Here is a 24,363-nt window from a genome sequence, read left to right on the forward strand (position 1 = left end):
CTGGAGCAGATGGACCCCGGCGTCGTCGCCCTGCTGGTGGCGGCCGGACTCGCCGCGGGCTTCGTCGACGCCGTGGTCGGCGGCGGTGGCCTGCTGCAGCTGCCCGTGGTGCTGATGGTCCCGGGGATCAGCCCCGTCCAGGCCCTGGCCACCAACAAGATGGGCTCCGTGTTCGGCACCGCGACGAGCGCGCTGACCTTCTACCGGCGCACGTCCCCGGACCTGCGCACCGCCCTGCCCATGGCGGGCGTCGCGCTGGTCGGCAGCTTCGGCGGGGCGGCGCTGGCCGCGTCCCTGCCCGAGGCGGTGTTCCGCCCGATCATCCTCGCCGCGCTGGTGGCGGTGCTCCTGTTCACCGTGGCCCGGCCCACGGTGGGGCAGCTCACCGAGCTGCGCCACAGCGGGGCGCGGCACTACGGCACCGCGATGGTGATCGGCACCGTCATCGGCTTCTACGACGGCGTGATGGGCCCGGGCACCGGCTCGTTCCTGGTCATCGCCATGATCACGCTGCTGGGCTACAGCTTCCTGGCCGCCAGCGCCAAGGCGAAGATCGTCAATCTCGCGACCAACGTGGGCGCGCTCGTGTTCTTCTTCGGCCACGGGTCGGTGCTGTGGGGCCTGGGTCTCGTCCTGGGGCTGTCCAACATGCTGGGCGGCTACCTCGGGGCGCGCACCGCGGTGGCCCGCGGCAGCCGCTTCATCCGGGTGGTGTTCCTCACCGTGGTCGCGCTGCTCATCCTCAAGCTGTGCGTCGACGTGCTGCGGGGAGCCTGAGCCGCCCCACCGGGCGGGAGGTCACCGCGGCGGGTCGTCCCGGACCACGCCGGGCAGGGCGTCGACCTCCCCCGTGAGCGCGGCGCGCAGCCCGGTCGCGCGCTCGAGCGCCACGAGCGCCCAGCACCGGTCGCCGGCGTCCCCGCGGGCCAGCACGTGCGCGGCGGCATCCTGCACGTCCCGCGCCGCCGTGTCCGCGACCCGGCCGGGGTGCTCCCGCACGTCCTCGGGCAGGACGTAGGCGCCCGCCGGCAGCCCCGGGTCCGCCGCGAGCACCCGCCGGGCGGACGGGGACCCCAGGAGCTCCTCGACGTCCGCCCGCGCCCGGGCCGCCAGCTCGGCGGGGACGGCACCGGCCGGGGCGGCAACGTCAGGGGCGGCGGCGTCCGCGGCCGTCCCGGTGCGGGCGGCCAGCGCCTCGAAGGCGTAGCCGGCGCGGTCCAGCGCCGACCACAGGACGGCCCCGGGAGCGGTCGTCCCGCCGGGGGCCGGGTCCCCGGCGGCGTCGCACAGGTCGGCGCCGGCCGGAGCCGGGACCTGCGGCGCCGGGCCCTGCGGGACCGCGAGCTGCCGGGCCGCCGTGGCCCGCGAGACCGCCGCCGCGGCGAGCACCCGCGCCAGGGCGGGGTCCTCGGCGGCCAGGGCGTCCCCGGCGAGGGCCGTCGCCGTCGTCCGCAGCACGGCGGACGCCGTGGCGCCCGGTTCCGCGGCGTCCCCGGGGCTGACGCCGCCGGTGCCGCCGGCGGGGGAGGGACGCCCGGCCCGGGCGGCGGCGCTCGTGCGGTCGTCGGGCGCGGGACCGAGGGCCTCGAGCTGCCGGGCCAGGTCGGCGCGCACGTCCGCCCACGCGGCGGCGGGCGCCGGGGCGGGCGCCGCGAGCAGCGCCTCGGTTCCCCGCCACGCCTCGGCGCGCGCGACCTCGTCCGGGGGCACCGGCCGGGCGGAGTCCAGCCACCACGCCCCGGCCGCCCCGGTGGCGAGCAGGACCCCCAGCACCAGCGGGAGCACCCGGGGGACGGGCGTGCGGGGATCGGTCACCGGGGGCTCCTGGGGGACGCGGCGGGGGACGGCGGAGGGCCGCGTTCATCATAGGATCTCCAGGACCGACCCCGACGTCCCGACAGCACGAGGAGACCCCGTGAGCGAGCAGAGCACCCCCGGACCCGACGACCAGCGGCTGGCCGAGCTGATCGGCCCCGCGGTGGAGGAGTCGGGGCTCGTCCTTGAGCACGTCGCCCTGAAGCCCGCCGGCACCGGGCTCGTGCTGCAGGTGCTCGTGGACCTGCCGGAGGACAGCACCGACAGCGTGGACATCGACCGGATCGCCGCGGTCTCCCGGGCCGTGTCCGAGCTCCTCGACCGCACGGACCCCGTGCCGGGCTCGACCTACGAGCTGGAGGTGTCCTCCCCGGGGGCCACGAGGGAGCTCGCGGCCCCGCGGCACTGGCGCCGCTCGATCGGCCGGCTGGTGCGGGTCACCCCGGTGGAGGGCGAGAAGTTCACGGCCCGCCTGCTCGAGGTCGGCCAGGACGGCGTGGTCCTGCAGCGCAGCCACCAGGTGAAGAAGGGGATGCCGGCCCGGCTGCTCGACCCGGAGCGCTGGGCCTTCGAGGCCGTGCGCCGGGCCAGGGTGGAGGTCGAGTTCACGGACTGACGGACCCGGCCACACTCGGCACGAGTGTAAGATGTGCCGTTGACGCCGCGGCGCCCACCGGCGCCGCGGTCCGCAGTGCGACGACAACCGAGTGCGACGACGAGTGCGCGAGCACGACCCGTGGCGGCGCCCCGTCATCCCCGACGGTGCGCTGCGCCGTCCCCGGGGCCGTCAGGTGAGGAAGGCCGGACATGGACATCGATATGAGCACCCTCCGACTGCTGGAGCGTGAGCGCGACATCCCCGTGGACCTGCTCATCCCCACCATCGAGCAGGCCCTCCTGCTGGCGTACCACAAGACCGCCGGCGCGCTGCCGGGAGCGCGCGCCGAGATCGAGCGCCGGACCGGCCACGTCACCATCTGGGCCCCCGAGCTGGACGAGGACGGCGAGACGGTCGGGGAGTTCGACGACACCCCGGCCGGCTTCGGGCGGATCGCCGCCTCCACGGCCCGCCAGGTCATCCTCCAGCGGCTGCGCGACGTCGAGGACGACGCCGTCCTGGGCCACTTCAAGGGCCGGGAGGGAGAGATCGTCTCCGGGCAGATCCAGCAGGGGCACAACCCCCACATGGTCCAGGTCGACCTCGGCACCGTGGAGGGCGTGCTGCCCCCGCACGAGCAGGCCCCCGGCGAGAAGTACCCGCACGGCGCGCGCATCCGCGCCTTCGTCGTGGAGGTCAAGCGCGGCATGAAGGGCCCGTCCATCACGCTGTCCCGGTCCCACCCGGACCTGGTGCGCCGCCTGTTCGAGATGGAGGTGCCGGAGATCGCCGACGGCTCCGTGGAGATCATGGCGATCGCCCGCGAGGCCGGCCACCGCACCAAGATCGCCGTGCGCGCCACCCAGTCCGGGATCAACGCCAAGGGCGCCTGCATCGGGGAGATGGGCTCCCGCGTGCGCGCCGTGATGAACGAGCTGCACGACGAGAAGATCGACATCGTCGACTGGTCGGACGACCCCGCCCGCTGCATCGCCAACGCCCTGTCCCCGGCCAAGGTGACCCGGGTGAGCGTGCTCGACGAGCGGGCCCGCTCGTCCCGCGCCGTGGTCCCCGACACCCAGCTGTCCCTGGCCATCGGCAAGGAGGGCCAGAACGCCCGCCTGGCCGCCAAGCTCACGGGCTGGAAGATCGACATCGTGCCCGAGTCGAAGGCCGCCGAGCGCCGCTGAGCCGCGCCGCGGCGGGACCGGCGCCCCCGCCCCGGGGCGGTCCCGGGATCCCGCGCGCCCCCGGTTTCGGCCCAGGGCGGTCCCCGGGATAGACTGGACAGCGGTCAGATCGTTGGTGGTCCCTGTCCGGCGCCCGCTCCCGGCCCGCACGGGACGTCCCGACGTCCCGGCGCGAGACGAGGAGTACCGAGCGAGTGAGTGCAGACTCCCGTCGCACGTGCATCGGATGCCGGACCACCGAACACCCTGACCAGCTCGTACGTGTGGTGACCGAACCGACCGACAGCGGCCTCCGGGCCGTGGTCGACCGGGACGGCCGCCTCGGCGGTCGCGGAGCCTGGCTCCACCCCTCCCACGAGTGCCTGGACTCGGCCCTGCGCCGGCGCGCCTTCCGGCGCGCGTTCCGGGCGGTCGTGGACACGGAGGCGGTCGCCCCCGCACTGGACGCCCTGCTGTCCACGGGGGCAGCCCCGGCGACCGGACGCACGAGTGCCGACCACAGCCGTCCCCGGACGGCAGCCCGCGCGGTCCGACCGGACCGGTGACCACGTCCGTACGCGGGTGAAGAACTGGAAAGCGAGTCAGAGAACCGATGGAAAACCGATGAGTGCCCAGCGATGAGTGCTTCGTTGTGCTCTGCCAACGGCCTCCCGCGACCCCGCGCCGTCCTCGACGGCCGATGCTCCGGGAGCCTCAACGGAAAATAAGTGGTTCGTGCCTGTTTCGGTGCGGACCGAGACAGGAGAGAAGTGGCCAAGCCCCGCGTTCACGAGCTCGCGAAAGAGCTCGGAATAACGTCCAAGGAAGCGATTTCCACGCTTCAGACCCTGGGTGAGTTCGTCCGAGGCGCGTCCTCGACCGTCGAGCCGCCCGTCGCCAAGAAGCTGCGCTCCGCCCTCGCCGGCCGGGCGGAGAAGTCCGCCCCGGCGGCCCCGGCGCCCGCCGGCAAGCCCGCGTCCAAGCCCGGCGCCTCGTCCCGGCCCGGCACCTCCGCGCCCGCCCCGGGCCCGGCGGCCGCCAAGCCCGCCGAGAAGGCGCCGGAGCGCGCGCCCGAGAAGGCCGCCGAGCAGCGGCCGGCCGAGAAGGCGCCCGAGCAGCGCTCCGCCGAGCCGTCCTCGACCCCGGAGCGGTCCGCGCCGCAGCGCCCGGCGGCCCCGGGCGCCAGGACCCCCGCCCCGGGCCCGCGCCCGGGCAACAACCCGTTCGCCAGCCAGCAGGGCATGGGCCGCAGCGGAGCGCCCCGTCCGGGCTCGGCCGCGCCGCGTCCCGGTGGCACCGCGCCCCGTCCGGGCTCGGCCGCGCCGCGCCCCGGTGCTCCCCGCCCGGCGGGTCCGCGTCCGGGCAACAACCCGTTCGCCGCCCAGCAGGGCATGCGCTCGGGCCGTCCCGAGCGCCAGGGCGGACCGCGTCCCCAGGGCCAGGGCCAGGGCGGTCCCCGCCCGCAGGGCCAGGGTCAGGGCGGTCCCCGTCCGCAGGGCCAGGGCGGCCCGCGTCCCCAGGGCGGTCCCCGCCCCGGCGGCGCACGCCCCAGCCCGAACATGATGCCCGGGCACACCACCGGCGTGGCCCCGATCGGCTCCCGGCCGGCCGGCGGCGGCGCAGGTCCCCGCCGCGGCGGTCCCGGCGGCGGCGGGGGCGGGTTCTCCCGTCCCGGCGGCGGCCCCGGCCGCGGCGGCCGCGGCGGCACCCAGGGCGCCTTCGGGCGCGGCGGTGCCCGCGGCAAGCAGCGCAAGTCGAAGCGGGCGAAGCGCCAGGAGCTCGAGCAGATGAAGGCCCCGTCCGTCGGCGGCGTCTCCGTGCCCCACGGCGACGGCACCACGGTCGTCCGCCTGCGGCGCGGCGCGTCCCTCACGGACTTCGCCGAGAAGATCAACGCGAACCCGGCCTCCCTCGTCACGGTGCTCATCCACCTCGGCGAGATGGCCACGCAGACGCAGTCCCTCGACGAGGAGACCTTCCAGCTGCTGGGCGCGGAGCTCGGGTACCGGATCCAGGTCGTCTCCCCGGAGGACGAGGAGCGCGAGCTCTTCGAGTCCTTCGACATCGACCTGGAGGCCGAGGCCGCGGCCGAGGGCGAGGACGTCCTGGAGGCGCGCCCGCCGGTCGTCACCGTCATGGGCCACGTCGACCACGGCAAGACCCGCCTGCTCGACGCGATCCGCAACACGAAGGTGATCGAGGGGGAGGCCGGTGGCATCACCCAGCACATCGGCGCCTACCAGATCGACACCGAGGTCGACGGCCAGGAGCGGCAGATCACGTTCATCGACACCCCGGGCCACGAGGCGTTCACCGCCATGCGTGCCCGTGGTGCCCAGGTGACGGACATCGCCGTGCTCGTGGTCGCCGCGGACGACGGCGTCATGCCGCAGACGGTCGAGGCGCTCAACCACGCCCAGGCCGCCGGCGTGCCGATCGTGGTCGCGGTGAACAAGATCGACAAGCCCGACGCGAACCCGGAGAAGATCCGCGGCCAGCTCACCGAGTACGGCCTGGTCCCCGAGGAGTACGGCGGCGACACCATGTTCGTCGACGTCTCCGCGCGCCAGAACCTCAACATCGACGACCTGCTGGACGCGATCGTGCTGACCGCGGACGGCGCGCTCGAGCTCTCGGCGAACCCGAACAAGGACGCCCGCGGCGTGGCCATCGAGGCGAACCTGGACAAGGGCCGCGGTGCGGTCTCGACCGTGCTCGTCCAGTCCGGCACGCTGCACGTCGGCGACGCGATCGTCGCCGGTGCCGCGTACGGCCGGGTGCGCGCCATGTTCGACGAGAACGGGCAGTCCGTCGAGGAGGCGGGTCCCTCGCGTCCCGTGCAGGTGCTGGGCCTCGACTCGGTGCCCCGGGCGGGCGACACGTTCCTCTCCACCCCGGAGGAGCGCACCGCACGCCAGATCGCCGAGAAGCGCCAGGCGGCGGACCGCAACGCCCTGCTCGCCAAGCGCCGCAAGCGGATCACGCTCGAGTCCTTCGACGAGGCCGTGGCCGCCGGCAAGATCGACACGCTCAACCTCATCATCAAGGGCGACGTGTCCGGTGCCGTGGAGGCGCTCGAGGACTCGCTGCTCAAGATCGACGTGGGCGAGGAGGTCCAGCTGCGGGTCATCCACCGCGGCGTCGGCGCGATCACCCAGAACGACGTCAACCTGGCGACCGTGGACAACGCGATCATCATCGGCTTCAACGTCCGTCCCGCCGAGCGCGTGACGGAGCTGGCCGACCGCGAGGGCGTCGAGATGAAGTTCTACTCGGTGATCTACAACGCCATCGACGAGGTCGAGAGCGCGCTCAAGGGCATGCTCAAGCCGGAGTACGAGGAGGTGGAGCTCGGCACCGCCGAGATCCGCGAGGTGTACCGCTCCTCCAAGTGGGGCAACATCGCCGGTGCCTACATCACCAAGGGCACCATCCGACGCAACTCCAAGGCCCGGCTCGTCCGGGACGGCAGCGTCGTGGCGGACAACCTCACCATCGACTCGCTGCGCCGGTTCAAGGACGACGCGACCGAGGTCCGCGAGGGCTACGAGTGCGGTATCGGGCTCGGCTCCTTCAACGACATCCACGAGGGCGACCTCATCGAGACGTGGGAGATGCGCGAGAAGCCGCGCGCCTGACCCGTCCCGAGTCCCGCGCCCCGCGCGCGGGACACCCGCGGCGGCACGGGCGGGCCCAGCGCCCGCCCGTGCCGCCGCCCCCGTTCCAGCACCGTTCCCCGCCTCGTCGCCAGCACCGCGCCGAGCACCGCACCGCCCCGACCCGAGGAGCATCCACCATGGCTGACGCAGCACGCGCCGCCCGACTCGCCGACCGGATCAAGGTCGTCGTGGCCCAGGCGCTCGAGCGCCGGGTCAAGGACCCCCGGCTGGGCTTCGTGACCATCACGGACGCCCGCGTCACCAACGACCTCCAGCACGCCACCCTGTACTACACGGTGTTCGGCACCGCGGAGGAGCAGCAGAACACCCGGGCGGCCCTCGAGTCCGCCAAGGGCGTCCTGCGGAGCGAGGTGGGACGGAACATCACGGCCCGCCTGACGCCCACCCTGACCTTCGTCCCGGACGAGATCCCGGTCAACGCCTCCCACCTCGAGGAGGTGCTGCGCGCGGCCAAGGAGAAGGACGCCGAGGTTGCCGCCCAGGCCGCCGGGGCCAGCTGGGCCGCCGGCGAGGACCCCTACCGGAAGCCGGCCGAGGAGGACGACGAGTCCTCCCGGGACCGCTGAGCAGGCGGGGGCACCGGGGAAGTGACCCGCACGAAGCCTGACGTCCCGAGTCCGGACCCGTCCCTGCCGACGCCGTCCGGGCTCGTGGTCGTGGACAAGCCCGCCGGCTGGACCAGCCACGACGTCGTCGCCCGCGCCCGCCGCCTCGCGGGCACCCGCAAGGTGGGCCACGCCGGCACCCTGGACCCCATGGCCACGGGCGTGCTGGTGCTCGGCGTCGACCGGGCCACCCGCCTCCTGACCTGGGTGGTGGGCCGGGACAAGACGTACGCCGCGACGATCCGGCTCGGCCTGACCACCGTGACCGACGACGCCGAGGGGGAGGTCGTCGACGTCGCCGCCCCCGGGGCCGTGGCGGCGGTGGACGAGGACGCGGTGGCGGCCGGCGTCGCCCGGCTCACCGGGGACATCCAGCAGGTCCCCGCGAAGGTCAGCGCGATCAAGGTCGAGGGCCGCCGCGCCTACGCCCAGGTCCGCGCCGGGCAGGACGTGGAGCTCGCCGCGCGCCCCGTCACCGTCTCCGAGTTCGCCGTGCACCGGCTCGTGCGCACCGCCGACGACGCCGGACGGGAGGTCCTCGACGTCGACGTCACCGTGACCTGCAGCTCGGGCACCTACGTCCGGGCGCTGGCCCGGGACCTCGGCGCCGACCTCGGGGTGGGCGGTCACCTGACCGCGCTGCGCCGCACCCGGGTGGGCGCGTGGACCCTCGAGGACGCGTCCACCCTGGAGGAGCTCGCCGCGGAGGTGGCCGCCGGCCGCCCGCTGCCCGTGACGAGCCTGGAGGAGGCCGCCGCCGGTCTGTTCCCCGTCCGCCGGCTGACCGCGGCCGAGGCCCAGGACGTCGCCCACGGCCGCCGGATCGGTCCCAGCGCCGCCGACAGCGGCCCTGGCCACGGCGGGACCCCGCCGGACCAGGACGCCGTGACCGCCGGCTTCGCCCCCGACGGGCGTCTCGTGGCCCTGCTGTCCGACCGCGGCCACCGCGGCGAGCGCACCGCCAAGCCCGTGCTCGTCTTCCTGCCCGGGGAGCGGTTCCCCGTGCCGCCCGGGACCCCCCGGGAGGAGCGCTGATGCTGTGGGGCTACGACGGCTGGTTCTGGGCCGCGGTCCTGCTGGGCGCCCTCTCCTTCCTGGTGTGCGCCGTGCAGGCCGCACGCGGGCGGCGGCCCGACGACTGGACCCAGGGCTCCGTGCTGCTGCTCGAGGCGTTCCTGCTCGTCTACGCCGTGGGCACGGTCGTCATGCACGTGCGGGGGCCCGGGCCCACCGGATCGGCCCTCGAGTACTGGGGCTACCTGCTGACCGCCCTGCTCATCCCGGCCGGAACCTTCGTGTGGTCCCTCGTGGAGCGCTCGAGCTGGTCCAACTGGGTGCTCGCGGCCGCGGGGCCCGTGGTGGCCATCATGGTCTACCGCATGAACTACATCTGGTACTACCAGTGAGCCCCGGACCCCGGACCGGTTCCCGGCCCATCACGACCCCGCAGGAGAGGCCCCGATGACGCACGACCGCCCGCAGGACGGCCCCACCCGGCTGCAGCGGCGCTTCGGGCCCCGCGCCGCCCCGGCGCGCGGCGACCGCAAGTCCTCGGGCTTCGGCCGGCTGGTCGTCGTGGTCTACGCGGTCTTCTCCCTCTCCGCCGGTGTCCGCTCGCTCTACCAGATCGCGACGGACTTCCAGGCCGCGCCGCTGCCGTACCTGCTCTCCGCGTTCGCCGCGGCCGTCTACGTGGTGGCCACCGTGGCCCTCGCCCGGCCCGGCCCCCGCTGGCACCGGCTGGCCACGGCCGCCGTGGCCGTGGAGCTGCTGGGCGTGCTCGGCGTGGGCCTGCTCTCGGTGCTCGTCCCGGAACTGTTCCCCGAGGCGAGCGTGTGGTCCCACTTCGGGCAGGACTACGGCTACGTCCCGCTCGTGCTGCCGGTGGTCGGCCTCGCCTGGCTCCGCCGGTCCCGGCCCCGGGGCGGGCGGGCACCCGCCTGAGCGCCCGTCCCTCCCGCGCGGCGCACCGGCACGCACCGGGTAGGCTCGGTCGCGGGCCGGAGCGCCCCGTGCCGCACGCCTCCCGAAAGGACCCCCGCCGATGCCCGTACGCCCCGACGGCGCCGAGGACTACGACGTCCCCGTCCTCACCGACGGCACCGTGGTGCTGCGCCGGCTCGAGGAGCGCGACGTCCCGCATCTGGCCCGCAACTGCGCGGACCCCGCGGCCGCGGAGTTCACCACCGTGCCCCTGGGCTACACGGAGGCTGATGCGCGCTGGTACGTCGAGGAGTTCGTCCCCGCCGCCTGGCGCGCCGGCCGCGAGTACAACTGGGCGGTCGCCGACGCCCGGACCGACCGGCTGCACGGGACCGTGGGGCTCAACGCCCTGCGCGGGACCACGGCGGACATCGGGCTCAACTTCGGCCCCCACGCCCGCGGCACCGGCGCCGCCGAGGCCGCCTGCCGGCTGCTGCTCGAGCACGCCTTCGGGCGCCTGGGCCTCACCTATGCTTACTGGATGGCGAAGGTCCCCAACTGGGCCAGCCGCAAGCTCGCCTGGAGGCTCGGCTTCCGCTCCCCGGTGCGGATCGACGGGTTCATGGAGCAGCGCGGCGCCTCGGTGGACGCCTGGATCCTGACCCTCGGCGCGGAGGACCCCCGCTCCCCGCAGGCCCCGTGGGACGGTCCGCCGTCCCCGGCCGCCGCCCCCGCGGAGGAGCCCGGCGGCCCGCACCGGCCCGTGCCGCCCCGACCCTGACCTGCCTGTTCCGTTCCTGCGAGGAGAAGCGTGTTCCGCTGGCGAGATCTCTCTGACGTCCCCCCGGGCTTCGGCCCGTCGGTCGTCACCATCGGCAATTTCGACGGTGTCCACCGGGGCCACCAGCGGGTGCTGTCCCAGCTCGTCGACTCCGCCCGCGAGCTGGGCTGGGCCTCGGTGGTCGTGACGTTCGACCCGCACCCCGCGCAGGTGCACCGCCCCGGCAGCCACCCGGGACTGATCATGGGCACCGAGGACAAGCTGGACGCCCTCGAGCGAACCGGCGCGGACGCCGCCCTCGTGCTGGAGTACAGCCTGGAGTTCGCGGCCCAGTCCACCGAGCAGTTCGTGCTGGGCACCCTGGTGGGCCCGCTCGGCGCGCGCTGCCTCGTGGTGGGCGAGGACACCCGCCTGGGCAAGGACAACACGGGCAACATCGACACGCTCCGGGAACTGGGGCAGCGCCACGGGTTCGAGGTCCGCGTGGTCGACGACCTGCTCGACCCCCTGCACGAGCAGCACCCGGAGCACGCCCCGGCCGTGACCGCGGCGGGGGAGCGGCGCTGCTCCTCCACGTGGATCCGCGCCTGCCTGCAGGCGGGGGACGTGCGCGCGGCCGCCCGGCTGCTCGGGCGCCACCACCGGATGCGCGGGGAGGTGGTGCACGGGGCCGCCCGCGGGCGGGAGCTCGGCTATCCCACGGCCAACCTGTCCCCGGACGCGGCCGGGTTCGTCCCCGCGGACGGGGTGTACGCCGGGTGGCTGCTCGACGCCCACGGCACCCGCTGGCCCACTGCGATCTCCGTGGGGTCCAACCCGACGTTCGAGAACGTGCCCCGGCAGGTCGAGGCGCACGTCATCGACCGCCCCGAGGAGCGGGTCGAGGACTTCGACCTCTACGGCCAGGAGGTGGTCGTGGAGTTCGTCGCCCGGTTGCGCGGGATGGTCGCCTACGAGGGCGTCGACAAGCTCGTGGCCCAGATGGACGACGACGTCGAGCGCACCCGCGGCATCCTGGCCGCCGAGGCCTGAGCCCCGGCGGCCGGCCGGGCCCCTACATCTCCTCGTGCTCGTTCGGGTCGAACCCCGACCCGCTGATCCCCGTGTGCAGCATCTGCAGCCGGTGCATCTGCTCCTCGTCCAGCTCCCAGTCGAAGACGTCGAGGTTCTCGGCCATGCGCCGGGGGTCGGAGCTCTTCGGGATCGGCACGGTGTGCGACTGCAGGTGCCAGCGGAGGACGACCTGGGCCGGGGTGCGGCCGGTGCGCCGGGCGATCCGCGCGATCCACTCGTGCTGGAGCAGATCGGTCTTGCGGCCCAGCGGGGACCAGGCCTGGGTGATGATGCGGTGCTCCGCGTGGAACTCCCGCAGCCGCTCCTGCTGGTACTGCGGGTGCAGCTCCACCTGGTTGACGGCCGGCGTCTCGCCGGTCTCCTCGACCAGGCGCCGGATGTGGGCGGGCGTGAAATTGGACACCCCCACCGAGCGGACGAGCCCCTCCTGCCGCAGCTCCAGCATCGTCCGCCACGTCTCGACGTACCGGCCGACCGACGGGTTCGGCCAGTGGATGAGGTACAGGTCCACGTGGTCGGTGCCCAGCCGCCGCAGGGAGCCCTCGAGCGAGCGGCGCACGGAGTCCGTGCCGTGGTCCCGGCCCGGCAGCTTGGTGGTGAGGAACAGCTCGTCGCGCGGCACGCCGGCCGCCGCGATCGCGCGCCCCACGCCCGTCTCGTTGCCGTAGTTCACCGCGGTGTCGACCATCCGGTAGCCCAGCATGAGGGCCTCGGCGACGTCGGCCTCGGCCCCGGCGTCGTCCATCGGGTAGGTGCCCAGCCCGATCGCGGGAATGCGCCGGCCGTCCCGCATCGTGTGCGTGCGGTCGGCGACCGCCGGGCCCCGCCCGTCCTTCTCGTCCTTGCTCACGCGCTGCTCCTGCTCGTCTCGTCCTGCTCGTCCACGTGCTGCCGGCCCGGTCCTGGCCGGCCCGGACGGGCCGTGCGCCGGGACCCCGCCGTCGTGTCCCTCCCATCTTGGCCCACCGGCCGGGGGAGGCCCAGCGCAGCGCGCCGCGCCGCCCGGGGGTGGGGCGGCGCGCCCGGGTCCGCTAGACTGGACGGCGGTCCGACTGCAGTCCGTGGTTGTCGGACCCCCGGGGGAGTCCCGGGACCCGGCGACGAGCCCGTCGTCCGGGCCGCACGGTACTGACTCGAACGGAGTTACACGTGGCACTCGACGCCGCCATCAAGCAGGAGATCATCAAGGACTTCGCCACCCACGAGGGCGACACCGGTTCGCCCGAGGTGCAGATCGCGGTCCTGACCCGCCGGATCGCCGATCTGACGGAGCACCTGAAGCAGCACAAGCACGACCACCACACCCGCCGCGGCCTGATGGCCCTGGTCGGTCGCCGTCGCCGCATGCTGACCTACCTGCGCGACACCGACATCACGCGCTACCGCACGCTTATCGAGCGGCTCGGCCTGCGCCGCTAGTCGGCACCCGGCGGCGTCCGCCCGGCAACGGGAGGACGCCGCCGAGCACCGGGTCCGCACGGCACAGCAGCCGGGCGGACCCCGCACCACCAGAGACAGCACCATCGAACACCAGACGGGGCCACCGCGCCGATCATTCGCGGTCCTCGGTAGTGATCTCCGGACACCGGACGGCCCCCGCGGCCCCGGACCTTCCGTGGATCTCGATCGAAGACCGGGTGACGCGCGGACGGTCCCGCCGACACGAAACGGAGGTGACCCTTGGAGGGTCCCGAGATCCAGTACGCCGAAGCCGTCATCGACAACGGCTCCTACGGAAAGCGCGTCGTGCGCTTCGAGACCGGCCGCCTCGCCAAGCAGGCCGCCGGCTCCACCCTCGTCTCCATCGACGAGGACACCACCATGCTCGCCGCCACCACGGTGGGCAAGTCCCCCCGCCAGGGCTTCGACTTCTTCCCCCTGACGGTCGACGTCGAGGAGCGGATGTACGCGGCCGGGCGCATCCCGGGCTCGTTCTTCCGCCGCGAGGGCCGCCCCTCCACGGACGCGATCCTCACCTGCCGGCTCATCGACCGCCCGCTGCGCCCCGCCTTCGGCAAGGGCATCCGCAACGAGGTGCAGGTCGTCGTCACGATCCTGTCCATGAACCCGGACGAGATCTACAACACCGTCGCGATCAACGCCGCGTCCATGGCCACGACCCTGTCCGGGATGCCCTTCCAGGGTCCCGTGGGCGGCGTGCGCGTGGCGCTCATGGCCGGCGAGAACGGCCAGCACCAGTGGGTGGCCTTCCCGAAGCACTCGCAGCTCGAGAACGCCGTGTTCGACATGGCCGTGGCCGGCCGCGTCGTGACCGGCAAGGACGGCTCCGAGGACGTCGCGATCATGATGGTCGAGGCCGAGGCCACCGACAACTCCTGGAACCTGATCAAGAACAACGGCGCCGTGGCCCCCACCGAGGAGCTCGTGGCCCAGGGCCTCGAGGCCGCCAAGCCCGCCATCAAGGCCCTGTGCGACGCCCAGGCCGACCTCAAGGCCCGCGCCGGCAAGCCCGACATGGACCTGCCCCGCTTCGGCGGCTTCGGCGACGACGTCAAGGAGGCCGTCGCGGCCTCCGTCGGCACCCGGCTCGCCGAGGTGTACTCGATCGCCGACAAGCAGGAGCGCGAGACCGCGACCGACGCGCTGCACCAGGCGACCCTGGCCGAGCTCGCCGGCGAGGACGGGCCCTTCGCCGACCGCACGGACGAGGTCAACGGCGCCTACCAGGCGCTGACCAAGCAGACCGTGCGCCAGCGCATCCTCACCGAGCAGGTCCGCATCGACGGCCGCGGCCTGACGGACATCCGCCAGCTCACCGCCGAGGTCGAGGTCCTGCCCCGCGTGCACGGCTCCGCGATCTTCGAGCGCGGCGAGACCCAGATCATGGGCGTGACCACGCTGAACATGCTCAAGATGGAGCAGCAGATCGACTCGCTGTCCCCCGTCAAGCACAAGCGCTACGTGCACCACTACAACTTCCCGCCGTACTCCACCGGCGAGACCGGCCGCGTGGGCTCCCCGAAGCGCCGCGAGATCGGCCACGGGGCACTGGCCGAGCGGGCCATCACCCCGGTGCTGCCCTCCCGCGAGGAGTTCCCCTACGCGATCCGGCAGGTCTCCGAGGCGCTGGGCTCCAACGGCTCCACGTCGATGGGCTCCGTCTGCGCCTCCACCCTGTCGCTGCTCAACGCCGGCGTGCCCCTGCGCGCGCCGGTGGCCGGCATCGCCATGGGCCTGGTCTCGGACGAGGTGGACGGGGAGACCCGCTACGCCGCGCTGACCGACATCCTGGGCGCCGAGGACGCGCTGGGCGACATGGACTTCAAGGTGGCGGGCACCTCCGAGTTCGTGACCGCGATCCAGCTCGACACCAAGCTCGACGGGATCCCCTCCTCGGTGCTGGACGCCGCGCTGACCCAGGCCCGCGAGGCCCGGCTGCACATCCTCGGCGTGCTGAACGCGGCCATCGACCAGCCGGACGAGATGAGCGAGTTCGCCCCGCGCGTGATCTCCGTGACCGTCCCCGTCTCCAAGATCGGCGAGGTCATCGGCCCCAAGGGCAAGATGATCAACCAGATCCAGGAGGACACCGGCACCGACATCTCGATCGAGGACGACGGCACCGTCTACATCGGCGCCACCGACGGCCCCTCGGCCGAGGCGGCCCGCGCGGCGATCAACGCGATCGCCAACCCGCAGGTCCCGGAGGTCGGCGAGCGCTACCTGGGCACCGTGGTCAAGACCACGACCTTCGGCGCCTTCGTCTCCCTCACCCCGGGCAAGGACGGCCTGCTGCACATCTCGGAGCTGCGCAAGCTCAACGAGGGCAAGCGCGTCACCGACGTCGAGGACGTCCTCGGCGTGGGCCAGAAGGTCCAGGTGGAGATCACGAAGGTCGACGACCGCGGCAAGCTGTCCCTGGCCCCCGTGGTCGCCGAGGAGCCCAACGTACCCACCGAGGACGACGACGCCACCGAGGCCTGAGCCGGGCCCGTCCCGCGCACAGCACCGCACGAGCACAGAAAGCAGCACAGCTGGATGACGGCAGTCGATCTGCCGCTGGAGGCGGGCGACCGCGGCCCGGGGAGCACCCCCGGCCCGGACGCCCGCCTCTCGGCGGTTCCCCGCAGTTCCCCCTCCGCCGCGGCCGCGGCCCTGACCACGGCCGCCGCGGGGTTCAGCCACACCCTCCACGAGGGCGCCGGCGGCAACGTGGTCCGTCGCACGGTCCTGCCGTGCGGCACCCGGGTGGTCACCGAGCGGATGCCCGCCCAGCGGGCCGTGACGGTCGGCTTCTGGGTCGGCGTGGGCTCCCGTGACGAGCAGCCCGGCCGCCTGGGCTCCACGCACTTCCTCGAGCACCTGCTGTTCAAGGGCACCGAGCGGCGCTCGGCGCTGCAGATCGCGGAGGCGTTCGACGAGGTGGGCGGGGAGTCCAACGCCGCCACGGCCAAGGAGCACACGTGCTACTACGCGCGGGTCCTGGCCGAGGACCTGCCGATGTCGATCGACGTCATCACCGACATGGTGACGTCGGCCGCCCTGGACCCGGACGAGCTCGAGCGGGAGCGGGGGGTCATCCTCGAGGAGCTCGCGATGGACAAGGACGACCCCGAGGACGTCGCCTTCGAGGAGTTCACCCAGCGGGTGCTGGGGGCCCACCCCCTCGGCCGGCCCATCGGCGGGACCCCCGAGGAGATCCTCGCGGTGCCCCGCGACGCGGTGGTCGAGCACTACCGCCGCCACTACCGGCCCGAGGGCCTCGTGGTCACGGCCGCCGGCGGCCTCGAGCACGACGTCGTCGTCGCCCTCGTCGCCGAGGCCCTCGAGCGCGCGGGCTGGGACCCGGCCGCCCCGGCGGCCCCCCTCCCGCGGCGCGAGCGCACCCCCGCGCCCCTGGAGCCGGACTGGGGCGAGCACTTCCTGGAGCGGCCCGTGGAGCAGACCAACGTGGTCGTCGGCCGGCCCGGGCTCGTGGCCGGGGACGACCGCCGCTTCGCGATGACCGTGCTCAACGCGGCCCTGGGCGGCGGGATGTCCTCCCGCCTGTTCCAGGAGATCCGCGAGAAGCGCGGCCTGGCCTACAGCACGTTCTCCTTCTCGGGCGCCTACTCGGACGCCGGCTACTTCGGGATGTACGCCGGGTGCCTGCCCGCGCGCACCGACGAGGTCCTGGCGCTCATGGCCGGCGAGCTGGAGACGCTCGCCCGGGACGGCATCGGGGCGGACGAGCTGCGCAAGGTCGTGGGCCAGCTGGGCGGGGGCACCGTGCTCGCCCTCGAGGACACCGGGTCCCGGATGTCCCGGCTGGGCTCCGCGGAGCTGAAGTCCGGGGAGTTCCTCGACATCGACGAGTCCCTGGACCGGGTCCGCTCCGTGACCCCGGAGCAGGTCCGGGAGCTCGCGGGATGGCTCGCCGAGGGCCCGGTCGTGACCACCATCGTGGCGCCCACCCGCCGCTGACCGCACGCCGCCGCCGGGAGCCGGCGGCGGCGCCACCCGTCCCGTGACCTAGAGTTGGAGCCATGACCGAGCGCACCGCCCCCGTGACCACCGACGCCCCGCCGTCCGCCCCCGCCGAGCTGCGCGTCGCCGTGCTCGGCGCGCGCGGGCGGATGGGCAGCGAGGCCGTGCAGGCGGTGCGCCGCACCGAGGGCCTCCAGCTCGTCGCCGAGCTCGGCCGGGAGGACTCCCTCCAGGCCCTGGTCGCCGCCGGCGCGGAGGTCGTGGTCGACCTCACGGTCCCCTCCGCCACGGAGGCCAACGTCCGCTTCGCCGTGCAGCACGGCATGCACTGCGTCGTGGGCACCACCGGCTGGGACGCCGAGCGGCTGGACCGGCTCGAGGCGCTGCTGGCCGAGCACCCCGGGGTGGGCGTGCTCGTCGCCCCCAACTTCTCGGTCGGCGCGGTGCTGGCCATGCGCTTCTCCTCGCAGGCCGCCCGGTTCTTCGAGTCCGTCGAGATCGTCGAGCTGCACCACCCGGACAAGGTGGACGCCCCCTCGGGCACCGCAGCCCGCACCGCCGCCCTCGTCGGGCAGGCACGGCGGGCCGCGGGGGTCGCGCCGTCGCCGGACGCCACGGAGCAGGACCCGGGCGGGGCCCGCGGCGCGCTCGTGGAGGACGTCCGGGTGCACTCCGTGCGCCTGCGCGGGCTCGTCGCCCACCAGGAGACGCTGCTGGGCGGCGTCGGCGAGCAGCTCACCATCCGGCACGACTCCTTCGACCGAATCTCCTTCATGACCGGCGTGGTGCTCGGCGTCCGGGAGGTGAGCTCCCACCGCGGGCTCACGCACGGGCTCGAGGGCTACCTCGACCTGGGGCTGTAGCGCCGATGGACTCCATCCGGGCCTGGATCTGGGGCCTGCTCGCGGCGGCCCTGCTGACCCTGTGGCTGCTGCCCGTCCCCGGCGGCTCGAAGCTGTGGATCCTCGCCGTGCTCGTCTTCGCGGGCGTCTTCACGCTCCTGGAGTCCACGAGCAAGGCGAAGCTGCTCGCCGCGGCCATGGTGACGCTGCTCGTCGTCTACCTGGGCCTGAGCCTGCACCGCGCGGTGCTGCTGCTGGGCACGGACGGCTGGATCGCCAAGGCCTTCGGCGTCGCCATGCTGGTGCTCCCGGCCGTGGGCGTGTGGGCGCTCGTGCGCGAGATCCTGTTCGGGGTCCGGACCGAGCAGCTCGGCCGGACGCTGCACGAGGAGGGCGGGCTGTCGCCCGACGACCTCCCGCGCACCCCCGGCGGGCGCATCGTGCGCGAGGCCGCCGACGAGCGCTTCGGGGCCGTCCGGGCGCAGACCGAGGCGGACCCGGGCGACTGGCGCAACTGGTACCGGCTCTCCCTGGCCTACGCGGCCGCCGGGGACCGGACCCGCGCCCGCTCCGCGATGCGCGACGCCGTGGCCCTCTCCCGCGGGCGCACCCCCCGCAACATGGAGCCCGACCCCCCGGGCGAGGGCCGGGCCTGACCGTGGTGGCGAGCCCCCGCCGCCCGCCCGCCGGTGCCCCCGCCGCGGAGGCGGTAACCTGGCACCCATGACTGCCAACGCCTCGCCCTCCTCCGCCGACCTCCCCGCGACCCGGTCCGAGCCCCTGTTCGGGACGCTGCTCACCGCGATGATCACCGTCTTCGCCGCGGACGGGTCCGTGGACCTGGACGCCACCGCGGCCATGGCCGTCCAGCTCGTCGACGACGGCTGCGACGGCCTCGTGGTGTGCGGCACCACGGGGGAGTACTCCACCATGACCGACGAGGAGAACCTCTCCGTGTTCCGCGCGGTCAAGGAGGCCGTCGGCTCCCGCGTGCCGCTGCTCGCGGGCACCGGCTCCAACGACACCGAGCACTCCCGCTACCTCTCCCGCGCGGCCGAGAAGCTCGGCATGGACGGGCTGCTCATCGTCACCCCCTACTACAACAAGCCCTCCCAGGCCGGTGTCGAGGCCCACTTCCGCAGCCTCGCGGACTCCGTGGACCTGCCGATCATGCTCTACGACATCCCCGGCCGCGCCGGCATCCCGATCGCGACCGAGACCCTCATCTCCCTGGCCGGGCACCCCAACATCGTGGCCGTCAAGGACGCCAAGGCGGACCTGGTCGCCGCGACCCGGGTGCTGGCCGAGACCGACCTGCTCTACTACTCGGGCGACGACGGCCTGACCCTGCCCTGGATGGCCATCGGCGCCGCCGGGCTCATCGGCGTCACCACCCACGTGGCCACCGCCCGGTACCGCGAGCTCGTCGACGCGGTCCGTGCCCAGGACCTCGCCACGGCCCGGCGGATCAACGCCGAGCTCGAGCCCGTCGTCCGCGCCACGATGACCCGCGCCCCCGGCGCCGTCGCGGCGAAGACGATCCTCATGTGGCAGGGCCGGCTGCCGCACAACACCGTGCGGCTCCCGCACGTCCCGCCCACGGAGGCCGAGGCCGCCCTGATCCGCGCGGACCTGCGGGGCTCGGTCGTCGCCGACACCCTCCTCGAGACCATCGACTGACGAAAGGGGTCCCATGACCCAGTGGCACACCGACCTGGCGGCTCCCCCCGCCCTCGGCAAGGACGTCCTGCGCGTCGTCCCGCTGGGCGGGCTGGGCGAGGTCGGACGGAACATGACGGTGTTCGAGATCAACGGGCAGCTGCTCGTGGTCGACTGCGGCGTGCTCTTCCCTGAGGAGACCCAGCCGGGCGTGGACCTCATCCTCCCGGACCTCAACCACATCGTCGACCGGCTCGACGACGTCGTGGCCGTGGTGCTGACCCACGGCCACGAGGACCACATCGGCGCCGTCCCGTACCTGCTGAAGCGCCGCCCCGACATCCCCGTGATCGGCTCCCGGCTGACGCTCGCGCTCATCGAGGCGAAGCTCCAGGAGCACCGGATCAAGCCCTACACCATGGCGGTGCGGGAGGGGCAGGTCGAGCGGCTCGGCGAGTTCGAGTGCGAGTTCGTGGCCGTCAACCACTCGATCCCGGACGCCCTCGCGGTGTTCCTGCGCACGAAGGCCGGCACCGTCCTGCACACGGGCGACTTCAAGATGGACCAGCTGCCGCTCGACGGCCGGATCACCGACCTGCGCCACTTCGCCCGGCTGGGGGAGGAGGGCGTGGACCTGTTCCTCACCGACTCCACCAACGCCGAGGTCCCCGGGTTCACCCCCACGGAGAAGCACATCGGCCCCGTCCTCGCGGACGTGATCGGGCGCGCCCCGAAGCGCGTGGTCGTGGCGTCCTTCTCGTCGCACGTCCACCGCGTGCAGCAGGTGCTGGACGCCGCCGCCGAGCACGGGCGCAAGGTCGCGTTCATGGGCCGGTCCATGGTGCGCAACATGACCATCGCCGAGAAGCTGGGCTACCTGGAGGTCCCGCCGAACACCCTGATCGACCAGAAGCGGATCGACGAGCACGCGGACTCGGAGCTGGTCATCATGTGCACCGGGTCGCAGGGGGAGCCGATGGCCGCGCTGTCCCGGATGGCCAACGGCGACCACAAGGTCCAGCTCACCGAGGGCGACACCGTGATCCTCGCGTCCTCCCTCATCCCCGGCAACGAGAACTCGGTCTTCCGGATCATCAACGGGCTCATGCGGCTGGGCGCCACCGTGGTCCACAAGGGCACCGCCAGGGTGCACGTCTCCGGGCACGCCGCCGCGGGCGAGCTGCTGTACTGCTACAACATCGTGGAGCCCGGCTACGTCATGCCGGTGCACGGCGAGGTCCGCCACCTCATCGCCAACGGCAAGCTCGCCGAGGAGACCGGCGTGCCCACCGACCACGTGCTCCTGGCCGAGGGCGGCACCGTGGTGGACATGGCCGACGGCGAGGCGCGGATCACCGGCCAGGTCGAGTGCGGCTACGTCTACGTGGACGGCTCCTCCGTGGGCACGATCACCGACGCCGACCTCAAGGACCGGCTCGTGCTGGCCGAGGAGGGCTTCATCTCCGTCATCACCGTGGTCAACCGGGACACCGGCAAGGTCGTCACCGGCCCGGACGTGCACGCCCGCGGCGTGGCCGAGGACGACAGGGTGTTCGACGAGATCAAGCCGAGGATCACCGCCGCGCTCGAGGACGCCATCAACCACTCGGGCAAGAACCACACCACCCAGCAGCTCCAGCAGGTGGTGCGCCGCACCATCGGCTCCTGGGTCAGCCGCCGGCTGCGCCGCAAGCCCATGATCGTCCCGGTCGTCATCGAGGCCTGAGCCCCCGGTCCCTCCCCCCGTGCGGCACCGCTGACGGGGGGAGGCCGTGGTCTACCCTGGGAGCATGGCGACTCGTACTTCCCCCGCCCGCAAGGGCGCCTCGACGTCGCGTGGCAAGAACAGCACGTCTTCTGCGCGGTCGTCGGGATCCAGCCGGTCCACCTCCACCCGCCGTCCGTCGACCGCCGGACGGGGCTCCGCGGCGCCCGCCGCGAGCTCCCCGCGGGTGCTGCACGGCACGGGCGCCGCCCTGGCCTGGTGCGCCCGCGCCGTCGGAGGCGTCTGGACGGCCCTCGCCCACGTGGTCGGCGGCGCCGTGCGCCGCATGGGCACCCTGCGCACGGACGTGCCCGCGGAGTCGCTGCGCGACGGCGGCGCCCTCTTCCTGCTGCTGCTGGGCCTGCTCGCCGCGGCCGTCGAGTGGTGGAACCTGCCCGGCGCGTCCGCGCCGTGGCTGGCGGTCCCCGCCGTGGCGGTGCACGAGGTCCTCGCGGGGACCTTCGGCTGGACGGCCCTGGTGCTGCCGCTGCCCCTCGTGGGCTTCGCCCTGCGCCGCTTCCGCCACCCCGAGGACACCTCGGCCAACAACCGCATCGCGATCGGGCTGGGCGCCGCCGTCGTCGCCGGCTCCGGCCTCGCGCACGTGCTCCTGGGGCAGCCGTCCCCGAGCCAGGGCCAGGAGGCGCTCCGGAGCGCCGGCGGCTACGTGGGATTCCTCGCCGCCGACCCGCTGAGCGCCCTCATCACCCCGGTCGGCGCCGGCGCGATCTTCGTCGCGGCCCTGTTCCTGTCCGTGCTCGTGGTCACCGCGACGCCCGTCAACCTCATCCTGCCGCGACTGCGGCAGGGCTACTGGCGGCTCATGGGCCAGGACGGGCCCGTCTCCGCGACCGACGTGTCCGCCGCCCGGCACGACCGCTCCTACCTGGACGAGCACGCCGCGCGCGCCGAGGCGGCCAAGACCCGCCGCGAGAAGCGCCGCGAGCGCAAGGCGGCCGAGGCCGAGCGCCGCGCCCTCGACGGCTACCGCGGGGACGAGGCCTTCGAGCGCGCCGTCGTCGCCGAGGAGGCCGCCGACGGCCAGGCGCCCACCCGCGTCTTCGACGTCGACTCCGCGCGCGCCGCCCGGCAGCGGGCCGCCGCGGCGGGAACGGCAGGAACGGCGGGGGCGGCGGGATCCGCCGAGCCGGCCGCCGCCGCGGAGCAGGGGGGCGACGTCCCCCGGCCGGGGCAGAAGCGGCCCACCCAGGAGCAGCTCGCCGCCCGCCGGCTGCGCCGGGAGCAGGGCCTCGAGCCGGCCGCGGACACCGCCGCGGGCTCCGGCTCCCCGGCGCTGGAGGACGTGGCCGCCGAGCCCACCGGCTCCACGTCCGTCACCGCCCGCACCCACACCCCCGAGTCGCCCATCCCCGCCCGCGCGGAGCAGCTCAAGCTCGAGGGCGACATCGCCTACTCCCTGCCCGCGGCCGGCGCGCTCGTGCAGGGACCGCCGCCCAAGGAGCGCTCCGAGGCCAACGACGCCGTGGTCGCCTCCCTGACGAGCGTGCTGGAGCAGTTCAGCGTGGACGCCGTGGTCACCGGCTTCTCCCGCGGGCCCACCGTCACCCGGTACGAGATCGAGCTGGGCTCCGGCACCAAGGTCGAGCGCGTCACGGCGCTGTCCAAGAACATCGCCTACGCCGTGGCCTCCGCGGACGTGCGCATCCTCTCGCCGATCCCCGGCCGGTCCGCGATCGGCATCGAGATCCCGAACACCGACCGCGAGACCGTGTCCCTGGGCGACGTCCTGCGCTCGCACAACGCCCGCAAGACGGAGCACCCCATGGTCATGGGCGTGGGCAAGGACGTCGAGGGCGGCTACGTGGTGGCCAACCTCGCGAAGATGCCGCACCTGCTCGTCGCCGGCGCCACCGGCGCGGGCAAGTCGAGCTTCGTGAACTCGATGATCGTCTCGCTCCTGATGCGCGCCACCCCGGACGAGGTGCGGATGGTCATGGTCGACCCGAAGCGGGTCGAGCTGACCGCCTACGAGGGCGTGCCCCACCTGATCACCCCCATCATCACGAACCCCAAGAAGGCCGCCGAGGCGCTGCAGTGGGTCGTGCGGGAGATGGACGCCCGCTACGACGACCTCTCGCACTACGGGTACAAGCACGTCGACGACTTCAACAAGGCCGTGCGCAACGGCAAGGTCCAGCCCGAGCCCGGCTCGAAGCGCGTGATCCGGCCGTACCCGTACCTCCTCGTGATCGTCGACGAGCTCGCGGACCTGATGATGGTCGCCCCGCGCGACGTCGAGGACGCGATCGTGCGGATCACCCAGCTCGCCCGTGCCGCCGGCATCCACCTGGTGCTCGCCACCCAGCGGCCCTCCGTGGACGTGGTCACCGGTCTGATCAAGGCCAACGTGCCCTCCCGGATGGCGTTCGCGACGTCCTCGGTCACCGACTCCCGCGTGGTCCTGGACCAGCCGGGCGCCGAGAAGCTCATCGGCCAGGGCGACGCCCTGTTCCTGCCCATGGGCGCCTCCAAGCCGATGCGCGTGCAGGGCGCGTGGGTCACCGAGTCGGAGATCCACGAGGTCGTCGACCACGTCAAGGGCCAGATGAAGGCGCACTACCGCCAGGACGTGGTGCAGGAGGCCCCCAAGAAGACCATCGACGAGGACATCGGGGACGACCTCGACGTCCTCCTGCAGGCCACCGAGCTCGTGGTGACCACGCAGTTCGGGTCCACCTCCATGCTCCAGCGCAAGCTGCGCGTCGGCTTCGCCAAGGCCGGCCGGCTCATGGACCTGCTGGAGTCCCGCGGCGTCGTCGGGCCCTCCGAGGGGTCCAAGGCGCGGGACGTGCTCGTCAAGCCCGACGACCTCGCCGCGACCCTCGCCGTGCTCCGGGGCGAGGAGCCGCCCGCGCCGCAGGCCGGCGCCGGCGGGTCGGTCGACTACGGCGAGGACCCGGTCGAGGCCTCGCTGGCCCGGACCGCGACCGACCACGGCGACGGCGCCGAGGACCCCGAGGAGTCCGAGGACGCCTGGCAGCTGACCGGCCGCTGAGCCGACCCC

At 74.0% G+C, this 24,363-nt stretch carries 21 protein-coding genes; 19 read left to right on the top strand and 2 right to left on the bottom strand.

Annotated elements, in window-relative coordinates; all coding sequences use genetic code 11:
• Positions 1 to 9 precede the first annotated feature (9 nt).
• The gene (locus E7Z53_RS15575; protein WP_176338187.1) at positions 10 to 777 is read left to right on the top strand and encodes a TSUP family transporter; all 768 of its coding nucleotides are present in this window, start codon (positions 10 to 12) and stop codon (positions 775 to 777) included.
• 21 nt (positions 778 to 798) lie between these two features.
• Here E7Z53_RS15575 and E7Z53_RS15580 read toward each other — a convergent pair whose 3' ends face one another.
• On the bottom strand, positions 799 to 1,815 hold the full coding sequence (locus tag E7Z53_RS15580; protein WP_031282727.1) for a hypothetical protein: 1,017 nt from the start codon (positions 1,813 to 1,815) through the stop codon (positions 799 to 801).
• 100 nt (positions 1,816 to 1,915) lie between these two features.
• Here E7Z53_RS15580 and rimP point away from each other — a divergent pair, with 100 nt between their 5' ends.
• The 10 genes from rimP (at position 1,916) to E7Z53_RS15630 (ending at position 11,603) form a co-directional block, all read left to right on the top strand.
• Positions 1,916 to 2,431, top strand: coding sequence for a ribosome maturation factor RimP (gene rimP, locus E7Z53_RS15585; protein ID WP_017832934.1), 516 nt, complete (start codon positions 1,916 to 1,918; stop codon positions 2,429 to 2,431).
• A 191-nt stretch (positions 2,432 to 2,622) separates the two neighbouring features.
• The gene (gene nusA / locus E7Z53_RS15590; RefSeq protein ID WP_176338157.1) at positions 2,623 to 3,603 is read left to right on the top strand and encodes a transcription termination factor NusA; all 981 of its coding nucleotides are present in this window, start codon (positions 2,623 to 2,625) and stop codon (positions 3,601 to 3,603) included.
• 194 nt (positions 3,604 to 3,797) lie between these two features.
• Positions 3,798 to 4,148 (top strand): YlxR family protein, encoded by a 351-nt coding sequence (locus E7Z53_RS15595; protein ID WP_081615740.1) that lies wholly within the window; start codon positions 3,798 to 3,800, stop codon positions 4,146 to 4,148.
• Between the two features lie 204 nt (positions 4,149 to 4,352).
• Complete coding sequence (gene infB, locus E7Z53_RS15600) at positions 4,353 to 7,220, top strand: translation initiation factor IF-2 (RefSeq protein WP_031282722.1); 2,868 nt, start codon at positions 4,353 to 4,355, stop codon at positions 7,218 to 7,220.
• A gap of 158 nt (positions 7,221 to 7,378) precedes the next feature.
• On the top strand, positions 7,379 to 7,828 hold the full coding sequence (gene rbfA / locus E7Z53_RS15605) for a 30S ribosome-binding factor RbfA (protein WP_017832930.1): 450 nt from the start codon (positions 7,379 to 7,381) through the stop codon (positions 7,826 to 7,828).
• A 21-nt stretch (positions 7,829 to 7,849) separates the two neighbouring features.
• Positions 7,850 to 8,902 (top strand): tRNA pseudouridine(55) synthase TruB, encoded by a 1,053-nt coding sequence (gene truB / locus E7Z53_RS15610; protein ID WP_176338158.1) that lies wholly within the window; start codon positions 7,850 to 7,852, stop codon positions 8,900 to 8,902.
• Entirely contained in the window at positions 8,902 to 9,273 is a 372-nt protein-coding gene (locus tag E7Z53_RS15615) for a hypothetical protein (RefSeq protein WP_017832928.1), read from the top strand. The genes truB and E7Z53_RS15615 overlap by 1 nt, the downstream gene beginning before the upstream one ends.
• A gap of 55 nt (positions 9,274 to 9,328) precedes the next feature.
• Positions 9,329 to 9,811 (top strand): hypothetical protein, encoded by a 483-nt coding sequence (locus tag E7Z53_RS15620; protein WP_081994572.1) that lies wholly within the window; start codon positions 9,329 to 9,331, stop codon positions 9,809 to 9,811.
• A gap of 100 nt (positions 9,812 to 9,911) precedes the next feature.
• Positions 9,912 to 10,571 carry a GNAT family N-acetyltransferase gene (locus E7Z53_RS15625; RefSeq protein WP_176338159.1) on the top strand — a complete coding sequence of 220 codons (660 nt, stop codon included), beginning with the start codon at positions 9,912 to 9,914 and terminating at the stop codon, positions 10,569 to 10,571.
• Positions 10,572 to 10,601: 30 nt separating this feature from the next.
• A complete protein-coding gene (locus tag E7Z53_RS15630) occupies positions 10,602 to 11,603 on the top strand; it encodes a bifunctional riboflavin kinase/FAD synthetase (protein WP_017832925.1) in 1,002 nt (333 codons plus the stop codon).
• Between the two features lie 22 nt (positions 11,604 to 11,625).
• Here E7Z53_RS15630 and E7Z53_RS15635 read toward each other — a convergent pair whose 3' ends face one another.
• Positions 11,626 to 12,495, bottom strand: a complete 870-nt coding sequence (locus E7Z53_RS15635) for an aldo/keto reductase (protein ID WP_176338160.1) — start codon at positions 12,493 to 12,495, stop codon at positions 11,626 to 11,628.
• A 299-nt stretch (positions 12,496 to 12,794) separates the two neighbouring features.
• Between E7Z53_RS15635 and rpsO the strand changes: the two genes are divergently transcribed.
• The 8 genes from rpsO (at position 12,795) to E7Z53_RS15675 (ending at position 24,354) form a co-directional block, all read left to right on the top strand.
• Positions 12,795 to 13,064: a 30S ribosomal protein S15 gene (rpsO, locus tag E7Z53_RS15640; RefSeq protein ID WP_017832923.1), complete on the top strand. Its 270-nt coding sequence runs from the start codon at positions 12,795 to 12,797 to the stop codon at positions 13,062 to 13,064.
• 261 nt (positions 13,065 to 13,325) lie between these two features.
• Positions 13,326 to 15,590 carry a polyribonucleotide nucleotidyltransferase gene (locus E7Z53_RS15645; RefSeq protein ID WP_115162541.1) on the top strand — a complete coding sequence of 755 codons (2,265 nt, stop codon included), beginning with the start codon at positions 13,326 to 13,328 and terminating at the stop codon, positions 15,588 to 15,590.
• 54 nt (positions 15,591 to 15,644) lie between these two features.
• Positions 15,645 to 17,069: a M16 family metallopeptidase gene (locus tag E7Z53_RS15650; protein WP_017832921.1), complete on the top strand. Its 1,425-nt coding sequence runs from the start codon at positions 15,645 to 15,647 to the stop codon at positions 17,067 to 17,069.
• Positions 17,070 to 17,131: 62 nt separating this feature from the next.
• A complete protein-coding gene (gene dapB / locus E7Z53_RS15655) occupies positions 17,132 to 17,935 on the top strand; it encodes a 4-hydroxy-tetrahydrodipicolinate reductase (protein WP_176338161.1) in 804 nt (267 codons plus the stop codon).
• A 5-nt stretch (positions 17,936 to 17,940) separates the two neighbouring features.
• Positions 17,941 to 18,570, top strand: coding sequence for a hypothetical protein (locus tag E7Z53_RS15660; RefSeq protein ID WP_176338162.1), 630 nt, complete (start codon positions 17,941 to 17,943; stop codon positions 18,568 to 18,570).
• A 67-nt stretch (positions 18,571 to 18,637) separates the two neighbouring features.
• Positions 18,638 to 19,594: a 4-hydroxy-tetrahydrodipicolinate synthase gene (gene dapA, locus E7Z53_RS15665; RefSeq protein ID WP_109222394.1), complete on the top strand. Its 957-nt coding sequence runs from the start codon at positions 18,638 to 18,640 to the stop codon at positions 19,592 to 19,594.
• Positions 19,595 to 19,607: 13 nt separating this feature from the next.
• Positions 19,608 to 21,299, top strand: a complete 1,692-nt coding sequence (locus E7Z53_RS15670; RefSeq protein WP_176338163.1) for a ribonuclease J — start codon at positions 19,608 to 19,610, stop codon at positions 21,297 to 21,299.
• 64 nt (positions 21,300 to 21,363) lie between these two features.
• The gene (locus tag E7Z53_RS15675) at positions 21,364 to 24,354 is read left to right on the top strand and encodes an FtsK/SpoIIIE family DNA translocase (protein ID WP_176338164.1); all 2,991 of its coding nucleotides are present in this window, start codon (positions 21,364 to 21,366) and stop codon (positions 24,352 to 24,354) included.
• The last annotated feature ends 9 nt before the right edge of the window (positions 24,355 to 24,363 follow it).

This window comes from Kocuria salina (genome assembly GCF_013368965.1).
Classification (GTDB): Bacteria; Actinomycetota; Actinomycetes; order Actinomycetales; family Micrococcaceae; genus Kocuria; species Kocuria rosea.